Here is a 22,079-nt window from a genome sequence, read left to right on the forward strand (position 1 = left end):
ACAGGCTGGCTTTGCGCGGTACCGGCGCACTACCGGATGGCCACCACATCCAGCACGCCCTGCACCGCGGCCTGCCCGAACCCCTGCTCACCGAAGCCGAGACCAGCGACCGGTACGGCGGGCAGGTCCGGGGCGGGGTGCTGCGCTCCCCCAGCTACGCCGACCTCGGCCAAGTCCGCCTGCACGAAGGCGGCGTCAGCTTCGAGACGGACGAGCCGACGGCCGCGGACGCCGTGACCCGCTCGGGCCGCAGCTCTTGGTGGCGGCAGAGGTCGTCGTCGCCACTCGCACGGCGATGGCTGCAGGTCGAGACCGAGACCGGAACCAGCTATCAGGCGCAGCTGGTGCTGGCGGAGTGCCCGCCCGCGGTCGGGCTGGAGGCGGCGGATCTGTTCGCGCAGCTGGAGTTGCTGGACTTTCCCGTCGACTACGCGGTCGATCTGACGCTGGTGCCGGCGGAGACGGCGCGGGATCAGGTGCGGCGCAAGAAGAACGAGCTCGTCGACCAGGCCGACCAGTACGACGCCCGCCCCACCGGCATGCCCGCCTCCCTGACCGACGCGGCCCGCGATCTCGGCGAGCTCGATGCCCGCCTGTCCCGCACCAGCGTGGAGGTGGAGGTGCAGTCGGTGACCGTGCTCAGCGTGTGGGGGTCGACCGCTTCGGTGTGTGATGCGCGGGCCCGCGCGCTCACCGCGCTCCTCGCCGGCGCCGACTACCGGGCCGTACGCCCTGCAGGTCTGCAGGAGGCCCTGTTCACGCTCGGCCTGCCCGGTGCCGTGCGGCCGGGTGTGGTGCGGGAGTTCACCCAGCACCAGGTCAGCGAGGACTGGGCCCTGTCGGTGCCTTCACCACCACAGAGGTCGGCGACCCCGACGGCATGTTCCTCGGTATCGACCTGGACTGCGGCACCACCCGCCCTGTCATGATCAACGTCGCCGACGCCCCGAAACAGGACGCATCCGCCTCCATGGGCATCGTCGGTGATCTCGGCGCCGGGAAGAGCGTGCTGCAGAAGCTGATCGCGGAGGCGGTGTGGGCGCGTGGCGGCTGCGCGATCTGCATCGACCGCACCCCGGTGCGGGAATGGGCCGCGTTCGCCCGGAGCGCCGCCCGCGACCGCTGCCAGGTCGTCGACGCGGCCCGGGCGGAGGTGTCCATCGATCCGCTGCGGCTGTTTCCCGGGGCGGAGGGCCGCCACTATGCGCTGTCCTACCTCACCCTGCAGCTGGGCATCGCCGCGATGAGCACCAGCGGCGGCGTCCTCCACCACGCCGTCGAACAGGCCGCCGCCGGCAGGCGGCCGTCCATGTCCCGGGTGCTGGACGTCCTCGACGAGATGGCCGGGCGCAAGGCGGGCAGGCGGCAGGACGCCGCCGCCACCCTCGCCGGACTGATCCGGGTCGTCGCCGACAACCCGCTCGCCGCGATGGTGTTCGAACCCGGCCTGCCGCCGCTGCGGCTCGATGCCTCCGGCAGCAGCGACATGATCGTGATCACGACGACGGGGCTGAAGCTGCCGCCGAAGGCCGCGTTCGACAAGCCGGAGGTGCTGCACCAGCAGCCGCTGGAAGCCCTGATCGGCCGCGCCGTGCTCTACCTGATCGCCGCGATCGCCCGGCAGACGGCCTTCGAGGACCCGGGCCGCTTCACTGCGGTGGTGCTGGACGAGCTGTACTGGCTCACCAGCTCGGCCGAGGGCACCGCCCTGGTGCACGAGATCCTCCACGACGGCCGCAAACACGGCGCCGGACTCATCGCCGGATCCCACGACGCCGACGAACTCGGCCCCGACCGCGGCCTGATGGCCTACCGGGCGCTCGCCCGCACCACCGACCGCGAACGCGCCCGCCGCGGCCTCGACTTCATCGGCCTCGACCCAGGCGACGGCGAACTCGTACGGCTCGTCACCACCGGCCTGTCCCCCGTCGGCCAGCGCGGCCGCGAGGGCGAGTTCCTGCTGACCTGCCCCCGGCAGAACACCGGCCGGATCAAGGTCATCATCCCCGCTGTTCCCCGCATCACCGACTCCATCACCACCACCCCCGGCACACCCAAACCACCCACCGCCACGCCACCCGCCCGGAGGCCGCGCGGCCGAAGCCGGCGTGGCGGCAAGGGCGCCGCCGGGTCCGAGGAGCGTCCGTCATGAACTCCTCCTTACGGTCCCTACACCAGTTCACCACGGCAAGGCTCCTGGCCCTTGCCCTCAGCTGTGCGGCAGTCGGGATGCTCACGCTGATCCTCGCCACCGGCCTGCCGCAGGCCTGGTGGCCACACACCGACAAAGCCTTCAACCCCACCGACCAGCACCAGCAGTCCCCGGCATGCGCGCTGGTTGTGGGCGCGGCCGGTGAAGCATGCGAACGCCATGCAGCCGCCCACGCGGACGACGGCCGCCAGAACGGGGGCGCTTCCTGGCTGCCGGCCGTTCCTGCCGTGGGCCTCGTCCTGCTCGCCGGTCTGCGCTGCCGGGTAACGGCCGGACGAAGGCAGGGCTGAGAGATGCGTCCAGACCGCGGATCCCTCCGCTCGATTGGCTCGGTCCTGCTGCTCACGGTGTTCTTCGTGATGGTCAACGCGCAGGTCGTCCACGCCGCCGACGGCAACGCGACCGGTGACCTGCTCGCGCCGTTGAACATCTCCTCGTCCGAGGGGGTACCGATCGACGGGTACGAGCTGAACGCAGAGGGCGGCTCCATCGTCAGCCTCAGGACCCAGTCCCTGGCCTTCGCCCTGTCCGGGCTGTTCATGCTGATCCGGCTGCTGGTCGGGCTGGCCGGGTGGGCGGTCGAGGTCGCGTTCCGCTTCCCGCTGCTGAAACTGCTGGTCGCGCCCGCGCAGAAGGCTGCCGACACCTACAACACGATCGTCGTCGACACCCTCGGTCTCAAGGGGCTGCTGCTGGCGTGGTCGTTCGTGTTCACCGGCTTCATGCTCGTGCGCGGCCGCATCGGCCGCGGGCTCGGCGAGATGGTGCTCACGCTGCTGATCGCGGCGTTCGCCGCCTCCACCCTGATCCGCCCGGACACCCTGCTCGCCGCGGACGGGCCGTTGGGACAGTCGGCGCGGGTGGCGGCGGAGGTGGCGGAGCGGTCGGTCAACTCCTACGACTGGGGCGGCAAACTCGCCAGTCGAGGTCCGTGCGACGGGATGGCGGGACGGCAGGAGATCAGGTGCCTCGAGCGTGAGGGTGAGGGGTCGGTGCCGGCGGCGGAGGTGGCGCGGCCGCTGCAGGACTCGATCACGAACGCGCTGGTCGTGAAGCCGTACATGCTGCTGCAGTACGGGCGCATCCTCGACCCCGGCAAACCTGCCGACCGCAAGGCCTACGCCGTCCACCTGAAATGGGTCACCGGCGGCTACCAAGCCCACGCCAGCGACGGTGGCGAGGACGACCCGTGCCGGCTGGTGGCGAAACCGGCGAGGAAGTACTGCGAGAGCGAGCGCGCCGGAGACAGCGCGGCCGGCGACCTGCCCGCGCTCACGCCGGGCGGGGAACTGCTGGACGCCTCCAACGCGGTGGTCAGTGAGGAGGACCGCGAGTTCGCCGCGTTCCTCGCCGACCTGAACAAGGCCGGCGACGTCGGAAAGGCCAGCGCCGCCTACGCCGGGAAGCCGACCTGGTGGCGGATCGGCGGCGCCCTCCTGCTCCTGGTCGCCGCCCTGTTCATCGCCGGGATGATGCTGTCCTCCGCGCTCGTGCTCCTCGGCACCCAGGCAGCCTGCGCGGGCGCCGCGGCCGCGGCCGGGGTGGCATTCGTGGCGGCGATGCTGCCCGGCCCGGCCCGGCAGTCGGTGTGGAAGTGGCTGTCGCTGTGGGGCATCGCCTGCCTCACGGTGGTCGGGGTGTGTGCGTTCATCCCGTTCTTCGCGATCGCCGTGGACGCCACCATCACCGACGGCCCCGACCTGATGGTCGAACGGATGCTCCTCATCGTCGCGATGGCGGTGGTCGGCGCGGCTCTGCACCGCAGGCTGCTGGCGGGGATCTCCGGGTTCGGCCGGCGGATGGCGATGAGGATGCGGTACGTGAAGATCGGCGGCACCCACCTGCCCGGCGACACCTCCGAACTCGGCGCCGCCCTCGCCATGAACACCCCCACGGCACTGGCCGGTTCACCGGGCGGAATGCGCGCGCTCACCGGGGGCAGGGGCGGGTTCGGGCTTCTCGGGACGCGGCAGCGGCTGATGGGCGCGCTCGCCTCGATGGCGGACGGGACGGGTATGCCCGTCAACACCGGACGCCTGCTGTCCGACGCCAGCGCCGAAGCCAGCCGCGGACTCGCCCCGCTCACCGCGGGAGCCGCCGTCGCAGGACTCGGCGCACGCCTCGCAGCACGCGGCGGCCACTGGCTCCTCATCGGACGGCGCCCCGACCGCGAGCAGCTCGCGCGGTGGCAGCGGCCTACCACCGACGGCGACGACAACCCCACCGCACCCGGAGCACCGGGCGGGCCAGGAGGTCCGGGCGGCCCGGGCGGTGGCGGTCCGGGTGGTCCGCTGCGGCCGCGGGGGCCGGGCGACCGGCACCGCGACGAGGACGGACAGATCGTCGACCGCACCACCGGCACAGTGCTCCACGACCAGAACACCGACCGCACCCTGCTCGCCACACGGGCGCACAACCGGCTGGTGCGTTTCCGCGGCTACCGCATCCTCAACCGCACCACCCGCACCGCCTACGCAACCACCGCCGGCCTGCCCACCACCGCACGCCGCGCGCGGGCCGGTGCCAGCCGGTACGCCCACGACGCCCGCCAGCAGGTACGGGTCTGGGGCAACGCCGTCCGGGAGGACGGGCGTGCCTGGGGCGACGCCGCACGGAATACCGCCCGCGCCGTCCGGGACGGCGGCGACCACAGCGGGCCGGCCCCCTTCACCAGCCGCCGCATACCCAACCCAGCCCCGGTCCTACCCGCCTCCGGCCCGAACAGCAACTCCCCCCTGCCCGCCCCGCCGACCCACCCCAACACAGTCGGCCGGACCCGGCGCCCGCCGACGCAGCCCCGGCCCGCACCGCCACGGGCCCGGCCGACGGCGCAACCGGGCCGAAGCAACGCAAACCCTGCGCCGCCTCCCCGCCTGCCAGGCAGCACACCACGGCCCCCGTCCCCTCCCCCGCCCGACCCCACCAGCACACCACTGCCTCCACGCCGGCCGGACCCTGGCCCGACGGCGCCACCACCTCAGAGCAGCGCACGACCAGCCGGCTCCGCTCTGCCAGGGCGGCGGACACCGCGCAGCGACGCCCGCCGCCAGGCCGAGGAGCGCTTCCGGGAACTGCTGCGCCGCACCGACCCCGGCAACCAGCCCCCACCCACCCCACCGCGGCCGCCACGGCCCCCACGGTCGACGGGCGGGCGCCACCGCCGGCCCGAACCCCCGGACGCGGAAGGAGAGGACTGATGAGCCGCACGCGACGGCGTATCACCCGCTGGGCATGCGCGACCGTGCTGCTGGCCGGCGCGGCGGCATCCTGCGCCGTGCCCATGGGCAACGCCATCACCGCCTACACCGCACTCCAGGCCCAGGCGGGCACGGGCGGTTCGGTTGCCGGAGGCGGGAGTTCGGCGGACATCCCGCCGAGGATGCTCACCGCCTACAAGCACGCGGTCCAGCGGGTGGGCCGGTATGTGCCGCGGTGCCGGGGCATGCGCTGGCCCGTCCTGGCAGGGATCGCGAAGATCGAGTCCAACCACGCCGTGGGACACAGCATCACCGCCAGCGGTGACATCCGTCCGAAGATCTACGGGGTCCTCCTCAACGGCTCCGGGCAGGGCGGCAACACCACCGCCTTCCCCGACACCGACCGGGGTCGCTGGGACGGCACCGCCACCGGCGAACGCGCCGTGGGGCCGTTCCAGTTCCTGCCCTCCACCTGGGAGACCACCGGCCAGGACGCCAACGGGGACCAGGTCGCCGACCCGCACAACGCCGACGACGCCGCCCTCGGTGCCGCGGTCTACCTGTGCGGCAACGGCCGCGACCTCACCAGGCAGCCGCAGCTCGAGGCCGCGATTCTCGCGTACAACCACTCCGCCACCTACGTCGCCGACGTGCTGGGGTGGATCGCGCAGTACACCCGGGCCGCCAACGACCCCGGCCTGGCAGGCGTCTCCGGGACGGTCCGTACGGTCCTCGAGGCCGCGCTCGCCCAGCGCGGGGTGCCCTACTCGTGGGGCGGCGGCAACGCCAGCGGGCCCTCCTACGGGATCTGCTGCTCCCCCGGCGGCAGAACCGGCACCACGGTCAACGGCTTCGACTGCTCCGGGCTGACCGTCTACGCCTACGCCCGCGCCGGGATCCGCCTGCCCCGCACCGCAGCCGCACAAGCAGGCGTCGGCCGCCGCATCCCCGCCGGACTGGGTATCGCCGCACTCGAGCCGGGTGACCTCGTCTTCTTCGCCCACACGCCCGGACGCGACGCGACCATCCACCACGTCGGCATCTACACCGGCAGCGGCCGCATGATCAACGCCGCCCGCCCCGGCACCCTCGTGCGCCTGGACCCGGTCAGCTCCATGTCCGGCTACGCGGGAGGCGCACGGCTGCTATGACCACACCTACATACATCGCCCATGGACAACGCCCGCTGCGTGCTCTGGTGCTCGCCACACGGCTGCTGACCGTCACCGGGACCCCTTGCTGGACATGCCGAGCGGCCCACAGCCGCAAGCTCTGGCGACATCGCAGGCCGCACGCGACACCGGTCCGCCCGCCGCAACCGCCACGCCCTCCGGCCGGCCCACCGTGGCGACGTCGCCACGACCACTGGCTTGCAGTAGCCCGGTGCCGGACCGCCAGGGCGCGGTCGCGGTCGGGCGCGCCGCGTCCGTGGCTCAGCTCGCGCCGGGGTGGGCGGGGAGGGCGCGGTAGCGGGCGAAGGCCTCGCGGGCGTCCGCGACGAAGTCCGGCCGCCCGGCCATATCCGCCAGTTCGGGCTCTGTCAGCCAGGCGTGCCAGGCGATCTCCTCCGGGTCGGGCCGCAGGGCTTGCGTGATGACGGCCTCGTGGACGGCGAGCCAGTACGGGCTGATCACCCCGTCGCACAGGAACTTGAACACGAAACGCGGCCGGACTGTCACGCCCAGCTCCTCCGCCAACTCCCGTGCGGCGGCCTCTTCGTACGACTCGCCCACACCCGCCGCTCCCCCGAGCATCCAGTTCACCTGCCCCGGGAAACGCCTCATACCAGCAGGGCGGCGGTGGACGAGGAACCGGCCCTCACCATCGCGGCAGACCACCGTCGCAATCCGGTGCAGCCACCGGCTGCGGACCGCCTCCTCCCGGTCCACCACACCCAGCACCACATCACGTTCGTCCACCCGGTCCACCAACTCACCCATAGGACTCACGATGGCAGACACCACTGTCAGTACCGCCTGCCGCGAACGCGCCCGGCCCGGCACTACCAGGACCGGCTCCGCCCTGGCAGCCTGGGGCACGGCGAGTCCCGAACGGGCTCTGCCCGGCCCTCACGACGGTCCCTCGGTCACGGGATGGGACTACACGCCGCCTGCAACGCCCCGGTCACTGCGGCAGGCGCTGGGTGATGCGCCACAGCCTGCGGGGCAGGCCGCCCTCCTCGAAGGGATGCACCTCCTCCAGGCGCCAGCCGTCGGCCAGGGCATCGACCAGCGGCCGGGAGAAGTAGTGCACGGCGAAGCCGCCGTGCTCCCAGATGCCGTCCCCGTGACCGGTGCCGGCCCCGTAGTGCGCGTCCCCCGTGTGACGGACGGTGTAGACGAAGACGCCGCCCGGGCGCAGCACGCGCCGGACCTCGCCGACCAGGGCGTGGAGTTCTGCGGTGGACAGGGCCATGCACAGCAGCATGTGCGCGAACACGCCGTCCACCGAGGCATCCGCGACAGGAAACGGTTCACGCACATCGTGGACCACCGTGGTCACCCGCCCCGCCATCCCCTGGCCGGCCGCGGCTGCGCGCAGCTGCTCCAGCCCCACCGGGCTGAAGTCGGCGGCCGTCACCAACAAGCCCTCACGGGCGAAGTACAGCGCGTCACGGCCGTGCCCGGCGCCCAGTTCCAGCACCTCGCGGGCACCGGCCGCCCGGAACACTCCGGCAGCGTGGACCGCCGCCTCCGACGGCTCAGCCCCGTACATGCCGGGATGCTCACCATAGGTGTACTGCCAGTGCGCACGCTGCGCCGCAGCCAGATCCCCCTGCCCGTCCCGCGACATGCTGCCCGCCCACCTCTGATCCCGACCGGCTCCAACGCCAGCCTAGAACGACGCCGCGGTCCAGGGTCTGCGACCCGCAGACCGGGCGACCAGCACGTACCCCGCCTTCGAGTCGCGGGCCGGGACCGGCCGATGGCACCCGCGTTCGCCACCCGCGTCCGGGTCCAGGACGGCATCTCGCGCCGTGGGACCAGGGACCGCGGGGCGGTGACGCGTCCGATGTGGGCGGGCCCCGACCGCGGCGGCACCCACAGCAACGGCCACCTCACCGGCGTCTCTTTCGCCCGCACGATGACGAAGGGAGCAGCAGCGTGAACGCCACGGCAACAGCCCCGCATCCGACAAGCCAGGCGCTCGGTGTCCCCGATGTCATCGGCCTCGTCGTCGGGCTGGTGGATGCGGTCGACTGGCTCTACGGCCACTGGTACCTCCTCGCCCTGGCCATCGGCGTCGCCTGGGCGGCCGGGGAGCTGGTGGTGCGCCGTCTGGCGGCGCGGGCGTCGGCGCAGCGGATGGCGTTGGAGCTGGTGGCGTCGCGGCATTTCGATCCCGGCCTGGAGGAGATCTTCCGGCGGGGTGTGCAGCTGGCGCGGGCGTCGACGTCGATGCCGTGGTGGGTGCCCCGGCGGGCGAAGTGTGTGCAGGTGCGGCTGCGGGCGGACGGGACGCGTGCGCTGCGGTATCGGATCGAGGGCCCGGCCGGCGGTGAACGCCTGTTGTCGGTCACGCCGTTCGGGCCCGACGTCGCCGTGACCAGGGCCGGGCGGATCACCGATGCGCCGCGCATCCACACGGTTCGGGCGGAGTTCGTGCTGCGCGGCAAACCCACCGCCCCGCTGCGCGACGTCCCCCTCGTCCCGGATCCGCTGCAGCCGCTCGTCGACGCCGTGGCAGACCTGCGGGCCGAGCTCGGGGACCTCGCCGAGATCCGCCTGGCCGTCCAGCGTGCCCCGAAATGGGTGCTGCGGGCCCGAAGGATGCAGCTGATGGCTGCGGCACGGCGGCGCGAACAACGCGAGGCGCGGCGGGCGGCGTCGTGGGTGCGGCAGGACGCGGGACGCGTCGAGGACTCCCTGACGTGGCAGCTGCAGCAACTGCTGTCCGACCGGAGGGCCGGTGCGGGTGGGGGGCGCAGGCTGGTGATGCCGCCGGTGCCGCGTCGGGTGGATGCCGGGGAGGCGTTGGGCAAGCTCGCCGAGGACGATCATCTGGTGCGGGTGCAGCTGCTGGTGATGTGCGCGTCGAACACGGAAGGCCGCGCCGAGGCGCGGCTGGCGCAGATCCAGGCCGGGCTGGATGTGTTCGGGGGCCGGTCCAGGTGGGCGATGCGGGGGTGGCGGGCGGGGCCGTGGCGGCTGGGTGCGGACCGCTGGCCCACCCGCCGCGGCTTCGAACGCCGCTGGCACTACGGCCACTGCCGGCCGCCGCGCCCCAACTGGACGCGGCTGGAAGAGCTGACCGGGCTGCTGAAGCCGCCGACCGTGCACTGTCGGCTGCCGGTCCTGGCCGCCGACCTGCCCACCTTCACCTTCGGCGACCCCGATCTCCTGCTGCAGGGCATCCACCACGGCCCGGACGGCCGCCGCCGCCCCGTCGCCACCTACGCCGCCGAGACGCTGTTCGAGGTCGGGGTCGGCAAGGCCGGCGGCGGGAAAACCGAACGCGCCCTCGCCCAGGCGATCGGCTGGGCCCACGCGGGGGGCGGGCTCGTGTTCGTCGACCCGCACCGCGACTCCTGGCCGCGGGCCGCCCCCTTCCTCGCCCACGAGCAGTTGATGGACCGCATCGCGCTGGTCGATCTGAACGCCCTCGGGTCCCGGCCGCGGGTGAGTTCGTGGAACCCGCTCGGCCTGCACTACGGCCAGCAGCCGCACGAGGCCGTCGAAGCCGCCGCCGACGCGTTCGCCTCCGCGCTGGCCTGGGACGACGCCTCCGCACCCCGCGCGCTGACCCTCCTCACCGCCGCCCTCACCGTCCTGGCCGCCGTCAACCAGACCGCCTGCCGGGCCGGAAGGCCCGAAGACCAGGCCACCCTCTTCCACATCCGCGCCCTGCTCACCGACCCCGGCTTCCGGCATGCCGCACTGACCGCCGTCGCCGGCCGGCTCGATGCGGAGACCCGGGCGTGGTGGCAGACGGTGTTCCCGACCCTGGCCCCGGACGCGTACGCCGTCGTCCTCAACCCCCTCGCCCGGCTCGCAGCGAACCCCGTCACCCGCGCCTTCCTCGGCCAGGGCGACGGCGTCTACGACATCCGCACCGCCATGGACACCCGCATGATCGTGTGGATCTGCCCCGGCGGCAACGGGCCCACCGACCGCCTCCTCACCCCCCTGCTCGCACGGGACCTGCTACGCGCCGCCCGCTCGCGGTCAGCGGCACCGACGGTTCCGTCGAGATCTGGGACCCGGTCACGGCCTCCCGCCTCCGGATCCTTCCCAGCAGACGCTCACAACACAGGTACGGGAAGGCGGCGGCCCTCGCCGTCTTCGCCGATCCGGACGGCCACCCGCACGCGGTGACCGGGCATCGGAGGTCCGGTTCATCGTCGCCTTCGACGACGGGCAGGGCCGTCCGCTCCTCGCCGTCACAACCAGCTCGGCCGGCCCGGTCTCGGACACCCACCGGTTGACCCTGCGCTGGCCCTGGAGGACCCCGGCGGCGCTCCTGTTCCTCTCCCGGCCCGACGGCGCCCTGGTTCTGGCCGCAGCCCACGACGGCATCTGGGCCATAGCGCTCTGGAACTTGGACACGGTCGCCATGGACGGCCTCATCGTCGGCGATCCGGGGGGCGCCCAGGCGCTCACCCGGCTTCCCCGCGATGACGGTGCCCGCCTCGTCATCGGCGGCTGGGACTCGGTGACGATACGCGACACCTCGGCCCCGCAGATCCCGCCGGACGCAGAGCAGCCCTGGCTGATCAGGACCTGCACCCCGTTCACCGCCCACGACGGCACCGTCCGCGTCTGCACGACGGGTGACGACAACACGATCAGGATCTGGGATCCGGTGACGGGCGAGGTGACCACCTCCTGGCAGGACCCCGGAACATCCGGAATCTGGGATTGCGCGGCATTCCGCTCGTCCGAAGGCGAGACCCTGCTGGCGACCGCCGGCGAAGACGACGAACTCGTCCGTATCTGGGACCCGGCCACCATGACCCAGCGCGATACCTTCACCGGACACGAGATGATGGTCACAGCGCTGGCTGTCCTGCCCGGCGAGGACGGACGCCAACTCCTGGCCTCCGCATCCGACGGCAACATCCTCATCTGGGATCCCGAAACCTTCGCCGTGCTCCAGAGGATCGACGGCGGGAACGAGTTGATCTACGAGCTCGCGCCCTTCTCCGCCCCGGACGGCCGCACGCTCCTCGCGGCCTCCTACGAGCGCAACGAGACCATCAGCGTCTACGACCCCATCGCCGGCACCCACCTCCACGACCTCGCGCGGCAGACTCACCCCGCCAGGAGGATCCTTCCCCTGCGCTGGCCGGACGACAGCCTCAACCTCATCTCCGCGGGCGCCGATCACATCATCCGGCTCTGGGACCCGATCGAGCCCGCCTTCCTCGACAGCCTGAGAGAACACACCGGTGCGGTCACCGACGTGGCGCTGGTCGAGATCGGCGGCGAGCCGCGCTACCTCGCCTCAGCGGACACAGACAAGACCCTCGTCCTCTGGGATCTGGAGACCTGGGAGGCAGTCCTACGTATCCCTCTCGGAGGCCACGTGGCGAGCCTGACCACGATCCCCGCCCATGCCTCCCCTGCAGGCCGCGCCCTGCTCCTGCTCGCAGGCGACGGCCTGGCTTGCTTCGAACTGCAGTGATCATCCGGTGGCATCCCTTCTAGAGCTGGATTCCTCAAACAGTGCACGTGTACCGGCAGCGAAGCCGGCGGGTGAGCGGTGCGGGTCTGCCCCACATCCAGGCCCGTGCTCGATTGTTGAGCTGGGGGCCTGCTCACGCAGATCCATCCGTCGCTGGAGCGGGTCCTGGGGCCGAGAGTGCAGCATCCGGCCGTGCTCAAACTCCTCGACCAGTTCGGTTCCCCGGCGCAGATCCGCAAGGCCGGACGACGCCGACTGATCACATTGATACGTCCGAAGGCACCGCGCATGGCCGAGCGCCTGGTCGAGGACATCTTCACCGCGCTGGACGAACAGACGGTCGTCGTCCCGGGCACGGACGCGGCATCGCTGATCGTTCCCAGCCTCGCCACCTCGCTCCAAGCGGTGCTTGAACAGCGGAAACTCCTCGCTTCGAGGATCGAGGAACTGCTGGAGGCACACCCTCTTTCCAAGGTCCTGACGTCCATGCCGGGGATCGGCGTCAGGACCGGAGCACGCATCCTCATCGACGTCGGCGACGGGTCCGGCTTCCCGTCCGCCGCCCACCTCGCCGCCTACGCCGGCCTCGCCCCAGCAACCCGCAGCTCGGGCTCCTCGATCCGCGGCGAACAACCGTCCCGGCGCGGAAACAAGCAGCTCAAACGGGCCTTCTTCCTCTCCGCGTTCGCAGCCCTGGCCGACCCCGCCTCCCGCACCTACTACGACAAGAAGATCAGCCAGGGCAAGCACCACACCCAAGCCCTCCTCCGCCTCGCCAGACGACGAACCGACGTGCTCTTCGCGATGCTCCGCGACGGCACCTTCTACGAACCCCAACCCGCCCCATCAGCTTGACCAAACCCATAGGGGCACCCCCGCGGGAGCAGGCGGCAGCGTGTCCTGCGGATGACGCTTCCGTACGGGCCGGGTCCGTCCTCCCCCGCAGGCGCGGAGAACAGCCCCGTGCAGCACCGGTGGGGCCGCCGAACTCACACCCGCCAAAGCCCAGCTCCGCGCGGCAGAAACAACAAAGCACCCCGCCGCGAACAGCTCCGCCTGCCCGAGCGGACCACGCACCGCCACAGTGCGGCCAGCCACCCGACGGCCCCTGCCGCCTGACGCGCAGCAGCCGGTTGAAGACCGGCATCCGACCTCTCACGCCGCGACGCACACGACACGACACAGTGCATCGCCGGCAACGGAGACCGCCCGTGAAGAAGTTCGCCGACCAGTTGATCGCCGAAGGCGTGCCCGACGGCACCTTCGGCGGCGCCCGGCCCCGCAACACCCGCCGCAAAATGCGCCCCACACCCGACCCTGCAGCGGGACGACACCTCACCGACCTCGCCGCCGCCATCCATGCCGTCGACCGGGAACGCGGCTACGGCGTCAACCACCGCTACCGGCAGACCTTGGGGCCGACGAAATGACCCGCCGTCCGCCATGCGTCGTGAGCAGCCCGTGCTGCAGCGCTTCACCTGCCCGCCACCACGGAGAGTTGCTCCCGCATATGCGCGGGGACGACCCGGTCGTCGTCGCGGGGTCTCGTGCGAACCCCGCACGTGCGAGGGTCTCGCGGAGGGCGGGCGGGGCACGGATCCGCTGTGCAGGTCAGGGGTCCGCGGAGGGCGCGAGTGCGCCCGGCGGGCGGCTGGCACACACCTTTGAACACGCCATACACCCGCTGCTCTCCCGATGCTCCTGATTGCACAACGGCCAACGGAGTTGAGGCGAACAGTCCCGCGAATGAGCTGCTCGCCCCCGGGAATCCGTGTGCACTACTCGCCGAAAACACATCCGGATGCGGAGTTGCGCCGTTTCACGGATTCGTTCAGATCGTCCCACGCCGCGCGAGTGGCTTCCTTCGCGAGCGTCTCCGGCAGAGCCTCGCCCGTCCGCAGGTCCACGGGAGCGAAGCGGTGGTGCTGGCTGAAGAAGAGCATCGTCGTCAGGTGAGCCCGGACGGACACCGTTTTCAGTGTCGCCTGGTCCGTGCTGAAGTCGAACAGACCGATCGGCTCGGTGTCGAGGCGGATGCTCCGGGCGGCCCGGGCGCTCGTCACGGAGGATTCACCGGCGAGCACCGATGCCTTGGCCAGCTGTCCCAGGAATCCTAGGAAGCCATCGATGCGCGTGGGCGCCTCGATCTCCAGTCGCAGCCCGAGGGTCTCCGCCGCCTCCGTGTCCGAGTACGCAAGGAGGGGAAGGTTACTGAATACGCCCCCGTCGACGTAAACGCCGCACGGAGGGAGACCCTGCCCCGTGGACCTGATCGAGTAGGGCTTGTAGACGAACGGCAGCCCCATGGAGATTCTCACGGCATCGGCCACCGGGAAGTTCGGCGTGGTGTCACCGGAGAAGACCACGGTGCGCAGCGAGCACAATTCGGATCCGGTGACCCGCAGCAAGGGGTACTTTCTGGCGGTGCAGAAGGTGTCCAGCTGAGCGAAGGTCAGGGTGCGGCCGTCGACCGCCGTACCGGCTCGCGAGGAGCCGGTCATGAGATCCGTGTTCCGGCCCACCCGCTCAGTGATGAGCTGGGCGAGGCAGTCGCGCGCGGCCTCCCCGGAGAAGATTCCCATGTCGAGTGACAGCGAGGTCAGGTATTCGGGCATCGAGCCGAGCAGTTGCTCGATCACCTGGGTCTTCAGTGGACGCTGCGGCGGAGGCGTACTGGCCGGTGTCGCTGTCGTGGACGGAAACCTTGCCGGGACGCCGATAGACCGCAGCGGCCCCATCGGGCCGATTCCGAGGGTGGCGAGCGCGTAAGCCGCATCTTCCACGCGATAGAAAGCTGCGAGGACGGTCGACAGTATGGTCGTCCCCGCCCCTCTCAGGGCTCTGCGCAGCGCGTCGAGGATGCGGCCGGCCCAGGTTACGGGGAACATCGCCTGTTCCCAGGAGGCTTGGGTCACCAGTCGGCCGGCCCGCTGCGGGGGCGGCGGACGGTCATATGGCCTCGCGGGTGTGGGGATCGCGTCCGATTGCTCGTCGAAGAAGCGTGCGAAGTTCGTCGACGACATGAAGGCGTACACATCGCAGGGGCGCATGCCCAGGGCGAGAGCCAGGGCGGTGATGGCCCCGGCGGAGGAACCCGCGACGGTCTTCAACTGGCCCAGGATGTCAAGCTGGTCGAGCGCGTAGAGGGCACCCAGATACGCGTTCCCCTTTCCCCCGCCGCCTTCGATCGCCAACCGGCGCACCTGAGTGTGCGAGATCGGCGGATCATACGACCCGGTTAAGTACTGTTCTGCGTACGACGTGCTGTCGCCGCTCACCGCTTGAGCCCTGCCGGCGGGTCGAGCTGCGCCTCGGTGTTCCTGATCAGCAGGGTCAGTTCGGTGTCGAGCCAGAGCAGCGATGTCGGGACGACGGCCTCCCAGGACTCGCCCGGCACCCCGTCCTGTGGCGGCCTGGTGAGCGACATGATCTCCTGGGCCACAGACAGCGAGGGAGTCCGGTCCCCGCATAGCACCACACCCCCGGGGACGATCAGCCCGAGTTCGAGAAACGTGTAGACAGCTGACTCGAATCCGGGACGCGCCGGTGCGAGCACCCGTGCGCCGCCCGATTCCAGGAACTCCGTGAGTTCCAGATCCGTGGACTGGAATTCCACGACCCGCTTCCAGTCCTTCGAGGGGGCCCAGTAGGTCGGATACAGGACGTGCATCAGGTTGTCCCACTCGAACGACTGCTCGAAGAACTGGATGAGCACAGCATGACCGACCGCCTGGTCGAACTGATGGAGCGGGCGGCTGACACCCTGCGTGTCGGGTCCTGTCGGGGCGTCGTCGAAGCCGCTGAAGTGCTGGGCCAGCAGGCACTCGATCACTTGGCGTTTCAGTTCCGTACGAATCAAGGACTTGCGAACCGTGGGGGATATCGAGCGGCGGATCACTTCGCCGTTCTCGCTGATGTTCGCCGAGGTCGCGGCCTCGATCTGCGCCTTCCGTGCTGCGACGGCCCCGCGGAGTGTGCCGTACACCTCCATCGCCCAGCTCTCTATCGCCTGCTGAGCGGGGACACAGCGCAATGTGACGGAGACTGTGCCGTTGTAGGAGCCCCCAAGAGTCGCCCCAAAGCTCAGCTTGCCGATCAGCGGTTCGGCGAAGGCGGTGTGGGATGCCGGATTGCCCGATTCGTCGCGCCAGAAGGCGTTCTCGGCCAGCCAGCGGTCGCGGTAGTCCGCGGCGCCCACGTGCACCGTGTTGAACGACTGGACGTCCGGCAGAGGCTTCGTTCGTCTCAGCATCACCCGGTTGCGGATCAGCACGTTACTCGCTCCGACGGTGACGGCCGCGACGATCGAGTGATAGCCGATCTTTTCCTCGACGCCGTCGTCGCTGTTATCGGTGAAGTCCCGCCACTTTGCCAGCTCAGGGGCAGCCGCTGCCGAGGCGCTCCAGGACACCGCTACGTACCCTTCCGGGACCTGAATGTCCTTCGTGCCCGAAGCGACCGGGGGGAAGGGAAGCAGTTCCCAGTTGTCCGTGTCGTCGTCGCGGTTGCCGCTGCTTATGGAGAGAGATTCCGTGACGATGAGTTCCCTGTCCGGCGGGACGGGAAGATCGGCAATTCCGAGCGCGGCACCGATCTGCAGATAGTTGTCGCGGTCGATGGTGCGCGGGGAAACCGGGTTCCCTTGGGGCGTTCCGTCGTGCGTGAGATGGAGAGGATCCGGGACCGGGACCGTCTGAGAGGTCATAGTCCGCTCGTCGATCAGTCCCCGCAGAAACTTCCCGGGCTGCGGGAGGAAGAACTCGAGCTGAAGTCGGTGCGGATAGGTGAAAATCTGATACCTCTGAACCTTTTCGACCCAGCGATAGACACCTCGGACGGGTTCGTCCGTTGCATTGTTGAGACGATGGGCATCGAGTTCCCTGACCGTGGTCTCTCTGGTCTCCCTGCGAAGGCGACGTATGCGGCGCTCGGTTTCCTCAATGGCTCGCCGTCCCGATTCCCGCGCTATTTCGACAGCCCGCCTCCGGGCATCCGTGCGAGAGAACGCCAACGATGCGCCGATCTGCGTGTTGTTCTCCACCGTGCCGTACTTCACCGACAGGTCGTTGTTGAACTGCAGCCCGATTTCCAAAGAGGTCTGCCGGCTGGTCTCGTCCGCCTCGGTCGTCCGCTCGGACTCGTACGTCTCCTCACGCGACCGTGAGACATCCACAGTCTCCGTCTCCGCGACTGTCTCGGTGCGGTTCGTGGTGCGTGTCGCTCGCTCCCGCTCCTCGCCGGGCATGACGTTCTCGATGAAGGCCAGCTCGCCGGCGACGTAACGGGACCACTCGTCCCGGACCACGTGCAGGTCCGCGATGACCGGCGGTCCCGCGGTCTTCGCGCGCGGCAGGAGCGGGAACGGAGGGCTGGGCAGGCTCACGGGACACGTCAGCCAGTCGTCGAGCTCCGAGCGGGTGCGCGCGTGCGCGCCGGCGTGGAGGGCGCCCACAAGGACGGCCACACGCAGCTCCGCCAATGCCGTACCGAGGGCGGCTGCATCGTCCGCCGAAACCACCACGGTGCCGCTCTGCAACGCCTTCACGCTCGTCCCGGCCAGCCTGAACAGCACCCGGTCCTCGAGCAACGCCAAAAGAGCCGCCCAGTCACCGACCGATACAATCTGACTGAAAACGCTCCGTGGCGACACCTCGTCGAAATCGTGCTCGGCGAGCACACCGACCAGCCATCTCCTGGCCTCGGCCGGCGAGGCGGCAAGATGGCATGCCAGCCATTTCGCCAGCTCGGAGATCACACGGGCGGCCCTGACCGTGCGGTCTCCGTAAGGATCGAAACCACCGGCCCTCCGAGCCTCTGTCACGACGGCATCAAGACTAGCGCTGTATCCGTCCTCGCGCGGGACGTCCGGTCCGGCCACACGCAGAAGAGATGCAAGAAATTCTGAATTCCTGCGTGGATCAGGCACCGGCACACGCGGAGAGGAACCGCAGCCTTCCGTGGGATTCCTCAACACCCGGAACCGGATGATTTCCCCCATGACTCCCCCGGATTCTGTCGACCGAAGAAATAGAAACAGTAGAGTGCGACCACAAGCAAAATTGTTTGTGCCTCCCCATCGACGCCCGTGGAAGCGTAGCGCACAACCGCGATGCTCGCAGCAATCGGTCAGGACAATGCATCACCACTCGACTACACACGCACCGCACGGATCTCGCGTGCCCCCTTATTGATCCACCATTTCATCCTGCGACCATGAAGTGCCGGAGCTGGTGCAGCGCGAATGAAGTCCTTGGACACCTGGGAGTGGAGTGCCCGAGAATTTCACCGACGGTCGCAGTCCAGGTTGCGTTATCGGGATCCGGATGGGCCGGGTTCGCGCATGACGTCCGCCACCACGACGACCGCCACTGATCGCAGCCCGTCGCCATGAGCAGGGAGCGCCTCGCCACCAAACTCCTCGACTACGCCCGCCTGCACACCTACCAACCCCAACAACCCGGCCGGCATTGCTGCGCCGCTACCCCGTCTACCCACGCATCCTCTTCATCCTCACAGGCGCCACCCGCCACACCCTCAACTACCGCATCCACGACCTGCAGGCCATGACCGCGAACACCCCCACGCCGCGGCACTCGCCCACACGTCCCCCTCGGCGCCGCCATCATGGACCGAACTCTGAACGCGTCCCGCGGCCGCCCCGAACACTCCATCCGCTCGCCCTGGTCAAAGCGACCAGCACGCTGGGCCCGGCACGGCCCGAACATGACACAGGTGCTCCAGAGCAGGTCACCGGGCGACGATCACACTCGCGGCCGCGCAGAGCAGCGTCACGCCCGCGAAGGCCACCACCACAGGCTCGGCCCAGGACGGGTGGCGGTGCACCAGAAGTGCCAGGCCGGCGAAGCCCATGAGGCAGACCACTACCAGGAGAAGAACGACGAGCAGTGCGAGTGTGGACATGGCGATGGCCTCCAACGGCTCTGCGTACGGCACCGCTTCGTGCGGACTCAGAGACAGACGAAGATCGCGGTCGGTGCGTTACGCCACCGGAGCACGGGCGCATGTGCCTGTAGTCGTGGCACGCAAATTCGGCGTCGAGCCCTGTAACAACCGGCGGGTGCCGTGCGTCCTGTCCCTACGAGCGGGTCTGTACGGGCTCCTCCTGCACGCCCGCGTAGTCTCCGTGCAGCCGGACCGAGCAGCAGATGACGGAGTCAGGGAGCGGTGAGCGATGAAGCACCTGAGAGGCCCGATGAGTTCGCCGCATTCTATCGAGCTTCCTACGGGAGAACTCTGCGCCGTCTGATCAAGAAGGGGCAGATCTCACAGCATGACGCGGAGGATATTCTATCGATCGCATATGCGGAGACCGCTCGGCAATGGTGCAACATCAGAGATCCGCATGGGTACCTCTGGGACCGGGTCTGCAAACGGTTCCTTGACTACTGGCGCAAGCGGAAGCAGCAGGGCAGGGAAGCGCTCTGCGACCCGTCGGGGGAGATCTCGGTTCTCCCGGAATCGGCTGCGAGCAGGCCGGAAGGCTGCGTAGAACTGGCGCGATTGTATGAGCTGATCGCTCAGTTGCCCGCGGACGATCAGTTACTGATCCTCATGGATGCGTACGGGTACAGCAAGGAGGATCAGGCCACCAAACTCAACGTCTCCCCCGGGGCGGTGAGAGTCCGGCTGTGCCGGGCGAAGAAGAAGCTGGATGCGCTGGTGGAGAAGGACAGGGAGATCCGCTGATGCCCATCGTCAACGAAGGCTTCGAAGTCAGCCGGCCTCGTGCGATCGGCGGCGGAGAGATCACCGGAACCATGCTGCATTACTGGCGGATCCTTCATCTGGCCGAGGACGAGGAACCTTCTGCCGGCATGGACGAGCTCATGGCGGATGAAGAACTCTTGGAACGCATCAGGGCCCTGGACACAGTGGCTGTTCCACCACTACCGCGAGACATCGAAGAACTCAGCGACAGCAGCCGGTTCCTGCACGCCCGAAGCAGGAGTGCCTCGGAATGCGAGGGCCCGGAAGACGGGCAGGAAGTCCTGCGCGCACTCCCCGCGCACACTGGCCACATGGCCACGTTTCCGTTTGAGTTCCCTGACGATGACCCCATCATCCCGTACCTGTACGGCCCTTTTGACGCTTCCGGAGCTACCCTCGGCATCGTCAAAGCCGAGCCCGTCGGCCGCACGGTCGGCCCCCTGGATTCCCATGCGGTGGACACTCTCCTGGCGCGGTACGTTCAGCCCGACTGCTTCGAGGACGCCGCACAAGCCCTCCGGCAGGACCATGTAGTAGTACTCACCGGGCCGGCAGGCACGGGCAAACGGTCGGCAGCCGTGGCCCTGCTCAACACGGTCACGGAGCGTAGGGAATGCATTGAGCTCTCCCCCGACAGCAGCTTGGAAGAGCTGGCTGACGGGCGCCTGGCGTTCCAGCACGGCGTCGGCTATCTGCTCAGCGACTACAGGCAGGAGGACTCGGCCTCAACCGCAGAGTACGCCTGGCGTCGGGTCAGCGACACGGTGCGCGACCGCGGCGCCTACCTCGTGGTCACCGCCGCGGATCAGCCAGGCAGTGAAACCCTGCGATCCGTACGCCACCTGCCCTGGCAGCTCCCCGACTTGACGACCGTCCTGCGCGTTCGCCTCCTGGGAGCAGGCTGCGTCGAAGACACCGTCGAAAGGGCTGTCTCGTGCATGCCCGCCGGATGCCGGATCGCACAGATCGCCGCAGCGGCCGACCGGATCGCGTACGGCGCAGACCCTGAAGAGGTCTGGCAGGAGCACACAGCCGCCCAAGCCCAGCCTGTGCGCGACTGGTTCGACAAGACGCGCTCTGCGCACGAGTGGATCGAGGTCACCACGCTGGCCTTTACCACCGGTCTGAGCCACCAGGACTTCGTGACCTGCATGAAGCGCCTGGAGGAAAGCATGGCCGCCACCCTCTCTGCACCGGCCACACGCGACGAATCGGCCAAGGCCCTCCAGCACGACGCCGACGGCCTGCCCCCCTCGTCCTTGAACACGCTGCTCGCACCGCGAACGGGCGGCGCACCCGACCATTTCCCACTCGTCTTCCCGCACCCGCACTACCGGCAGCGGGTGATGGAGGAGCTGTGGGCCAGAGGCTCGACGGCGTACTGGCACAGCGTGCGGGAATGGCTGACGCTCTTGGCCGGCCAGACCCGGCCGCGACTGATGCAGTTGTCCATCGCCTCCGGGCTCGCCCTGCTCGCCCGGCTCGCCTCCGACGAGGTCGCCGAGAACTACCTCACCCCCTGGGCGGCAGGTTCCGCAGGCCCCGGCGGCCAGTCCACGGCCGTCCTGGCAGTCCACTGCATGTCCCTCGACGACCAACTCGCCGCGAAAGCCCTGTCCCTTGTCCGGGACTGGGCCGACGCACCCGAACCTCAACTGCACGCGACAACCGCGGCGTCGTTCAGCGGGCCGCTCGGCGTGCGTTTCCCGACGGACGCCGTCAGCACCCTGCTGCGCATGCTCGACCGCTCGCAGCAGGCCGAGAAGGCGACGGCTGCACTCGCCGCACTCGCCGCAGCCCTCAGGGAAAACGGCCATGACGCCGGTGCGGTGCTCCGGCCGCTCGCCCACCAGGTCATGAACCGGCACCGCCAGCACACCACGCGGCATAAAGAACGCCACCTCGACGCCGCACTGACCGTGCTGCAGACCCGCGACGCAACAACCGGCCGCCTGCTCTGCGCCGTGCTGGCGGCCCAAGATCCCCGGAACGCAGACACGCTCGGCGAGCTCTGGGCAGAGCTGCTCCAGCACCAGCCCCGACGGCACCAGGGACTGCAGATCCTGGAAGCCACCTTGCGTGACCTGCCCGCCCTCACCCACCAGCCGCAGCACACCGCCCAGCAACTGGGCCGCTCCCTAGGATCAGCCCTGCCTCCGCGCGAACGCCTGCGGCTGGGGCTCTCACTGTCACCAGCCCTCACGCGTCCCGACGACGCCACCGATGCCCTGATCGACACCACACTCCACGCCGCCCTCACCACGCGGGACTGACCGGTAAAGCCCCCCATAGCGCCGCTGCTGACGATCACAGTGCGC

General features: G+C 69.8%; 14 protein-coding genes and 2 pseudogenes. 11 read left to right on the plus strand and 5 right to left on the minus strand.

Annotated features, from left to right (window positions below):
* Nucleotides 1-47: 47 nt before the first annotated feature.
* The 4 genes and pseudogenes from ACZ6SQ_RS36445 to ACZ6SQ_RS36460 all read left to right on the plus strand — a co-directional run.
* Nucleotides 48-2,152, plus strand: a pseudogene (locus ACZ6SQ_RS36445) (ATP-binding protein); the annotation flags it as partial.
* A complete protein-coding gene (locus ACZ6SQ_RS36450) occupies nt 2,149-2,502 on the plus strand; it encodes a hypothetical protein (protein ID WP_469569975.1) in 354 nt (117 codons plus the stop codon). The pseudogene ACZ6SQ_RS36445 and the gene ACZ6SQ_RS36450, both read left to right, overlap by 4 nt.
* A 3-nt stretch (nt 2,503-2,505) precedes the next feature.
* On the plus strand, nt 2,506-5,409 hold the full coding sequence (locus ACZ6SQ_RS36455) for a hypothetical protein (protein ID WP_469569977.1): 2,904 nt from the start codon (nt 2,506-2,508) through the stop codon (nt 5,407-5,409).
* Nucleotides 5,409-6,560, plus strand: a complete 1,152-nt coding sequence (locus tag ACZ6SQ_RS36460; RefSeq protein ID WP_469569979.1) for a C40 family peptidase — start codon at nt 5,409-5,411, stop codon at nt 6,558-6,560. The genes ACZ6SQ_RS36455 and ACZ6SQ_RS36460 overlap by 1 nt, the downstream gene beginning before the upstream one ends.
* Nucleotides 6,561-6,842: 282 nt before the next feature.
* Here the strand turns inward: ACZ6SQ_RS36460 and ACZ6SQ_RS36465 are convergent, their stop codons facing one another.
* Together ACZ6SQ_RS36465 and ACZ6SQ_RS36470 are read right to left on the minus strand one after the other, a co-directional pair.
* Nucleotides 6,843-7,349, minus strand: coding sequence for an NUDIX domain-containing protein (locus tag ACZ6SQ_RS36465; RefSeq protein ID WP_469569982.1), 507 nt, complete (start codon nt 7,347-7,349; stop codon nt 6,843-6,845).
* 184 nt (nt 7,350-7,533) lie between these two features.
* Nucleotides 7,534-8,202 carry a class I SAM-dependent methyltransferase gene (locus ACZ6SQ_RS36470; protein WP_469569984.1) on the minus strand — a complete coding sequence of 223 codons (669 nt, stop codon included), beginning with the start codon at nt 8,200-8,202 and terminating at the stop codon, nt 7,534-7,536.
* 132 nt (nt 8,203-8,334) lie between these two features.
* Between ACZ6SQ_RS36470 and ACZ6SQ_RS36475 the strand changes: the two genes are divergently transcribed.
* From ACZ6SQ_RS36475 to ACZ6SQ_RS36495, 5 genes and pseudogenes are all read left to right on the plus strand, one after another.
* On the plus strand, nt 8,335-8,517 hold the full coding sequence (locus ACZ6SQ_RS36475; protein ID WP_469569986.1) for a hypothetical protein: 183 nt from the start codon (nt 8,335-8,337) through the stop codon (nt 8,515-8,517).
* The gene (locus ACZ6SQ_RS36480) at nt 8,514-10,724 is read left to right on the plus strand and encodes an ATP/GTP-binding protein (protein ID WP_469569988.1); all 2,211 of its coding nucleotides are present in this window, start codon (nt 8,514-8,516) and stop codon (nt 10,722-10,724) included. The genes ACZ6SQ_RS36475 and ACZ6SQ_RS36480 overlap by 4 nt, the downstream gene beginning before the upstream one ends.
* A gap of 106 nt (nt 10,725-10,830) precedes the next feature.
* Nucleotides 10,831-12,033 (plus strand): WD40 repeat domain-containing protein, encoded by a 1,203-nt coding sequence (locus tag ACZ6SQ_RS36485; protein ID WP_469569990.1) that lies wholly within the window; start codon nt 10,831-10,833, stop codon nt 12,031-12,033.
* Between the two features lie 126 nt (nt 12,034-12,159).
* A pseudogene (locus ACZ6SQ_RS36490) lies at nt 12,160-12,888 on the plus strand (transposase); the annotation flags it as partial.
* Between the two features lie 356 nt (nt 12,889-13,244).
* Entirely contained in the window at nt 13,245-13,463 is a 219-nt protein-coding gene (locus ACZ6SQ_RS36495) for a hypothetical protein (protein ID WP_469569992.1), read from the plus strand.
* 348 nt (nt 13,464-13,811) lie between these two features.
* Here the strand turns inward: ACZ6SQ_RS36495 and ACZ6SQ_RS36500 are convergent, their stop codons facing one another.
* The 3 genes from ACZ6SQ_RS36500 to ACZ6SQ_RS36510 all read right to left on the minus strand — a co-directional run bounded on the left by ACZ6SQ_RS36500 (nt 13,812) and on the right by ACZ6SQ_RS36510 (nt 18,954).
* Nucleotides 13,812-15,311, minus strand: coding sequence for a patatin-like phospholipase family protein (locus ACZ6SQ_RS36500; RefSeq protein WP_469569995.1), 1,500 nt, complete (start codon nt 15,309-15,311; stop codon nt 13,812-13,814).
* Nucleotides 15,308-18,031 carry a hypothetical protein gene (locus ACZ6SQ_RS36505; protein ID WP_469569998.1) on the minus strand — a complete coding sequence of 908 codons (2,724 nt, stop codon included), beginning with the start codon at nt 18,029-18,031 and terminating at the stop codon, nt 15,308-15,310. The genes ACZ6SQ_RS36500 and ACZ6SQ_RS36505 overlap by 4 nt, the downstream gene beginning before the upstream one ends.
* A gap of 749 nt (nt 18,032-18,780) precedes the next feature.
* A complete protein-coding gene (locus ACZ6SQ_RS36510; RefSeq protein ID WP_469570000.1) occupies nt 18,781-18,954 on the minus strand; it encodes a hypothetical protein in 174 nt (57 codons plus the stop codon).
* A gap of 264 nt (nt 18,955-19,218) precedes the next feature.
* On the opposite strand from ACZ6SQ_RS36510, the gene ACZ6SQ_RS36515 reads away from it, so the two are divergent.
* Nucleotides 19,219-19,740: an RNA polymerase sigma factor gene (locus ACZ6SQ_RS36515; protein WP_469570002.1), complete on the plus strand. Its 522-nt coding sequence runs from the start codon at nt 19,219-19,221 to the stop codon at nt 19,738-19,740.
* A complete protein-coding gene (locus ACZ6SQ_RS36520) occupies nt 19,740-22,034 on the plus strand; it encodes an nSTAND3 domain-containing NTPase (protein WP_469570005.1) in 2,295 nt (764 codons plus the stop codon). The genes ACZ6SQ_RS36515 and ACZ6SQ_RS36520 overlap by 1 nt, the downstream gene beginning before the upstream one ends.
* The last annotated feature ends 45 nt before the right edge of the window (nt 22,035-22,079 follow it).

The sequence above is a fragment of the Streptomyces sp. NPDC048600 genome (assembly GCF_055587025.1).

What these genes read in the sequence shown, in the direction of transcription:
- ACZ6SQ_RS36455 (WP_469569977.1), top strand. Translation starts at nt 2,506, where the DNA reads ATGCGTCCAGACCGCGGATCCCTCCGCTCGATTGGCTCGGTCCTGCTG.
- ACZ6SQ_RS36450 (WP_469569975.1), top strand. Translation starts at nt 2,149, where the DNA reads ATGAACTCCTCCTTACGGTCCCTACACCAGTTCACCACGGCAAGGCTC.
- ACZ6SQ_RS36510 (WP_469570000.1), bottom strand. Translation starts at nt 18,954, where the DNA reads ATGTCCACACTCGCACTGCTCGTCGTTCTTCTCCTGGTAGTGGTCTGC.
- ACZ6SQ_RS36520 (WP_469570005.1), top strand. Translation starts at nt 19,740, where the DNA reads ATGCCCATCGTCAACGAAGGCTTCGAAGTCAGCCGGCCTCGTGCGATC.
- ACZ6SQ_RS36475 (WP_469569986.1), top strand. Translation starts at nt 8,335, where the DNA reads ATGGCACCCGCGTTCGCCACCCGCGTCCGGGTCCAGGACGGCATCTCG.
- ACZ6SQ_RS36465 (WP_469569982.1), bottom strand. Translation starts at nt 7,349, where the DNA reads ATGGGTGAGTTGGTGGACCGGGTGGACGAACGTGATGTGGTGCTGGGT.
- ACZ6SQ_RS36505 (WP_469569998.1), bottom strand. Translation starts at nt 18,031, where the DNA reads ATGGGGGAAATCATCCGGTTCCGGGTGTTGAGGAATCCCACGGAAGGC.
- ACZ6SQ_RS36460 (WP_469569979.1), top strand. Translation starts at nt 5,409, where the DNA reads ATGAGCCGCACGCGACGGCGTATCACCCGCTGGGCATGCGCGACCGTG.
- ACZ6SQ_RS36470 (WP_469569984.1), bottom strand. Translation starts at nt 8,202, where the DNA reads ATGTCGCGGGACGGGCAGGGGGATCTGGCTGCGGCGCAGCGTGCGCAC.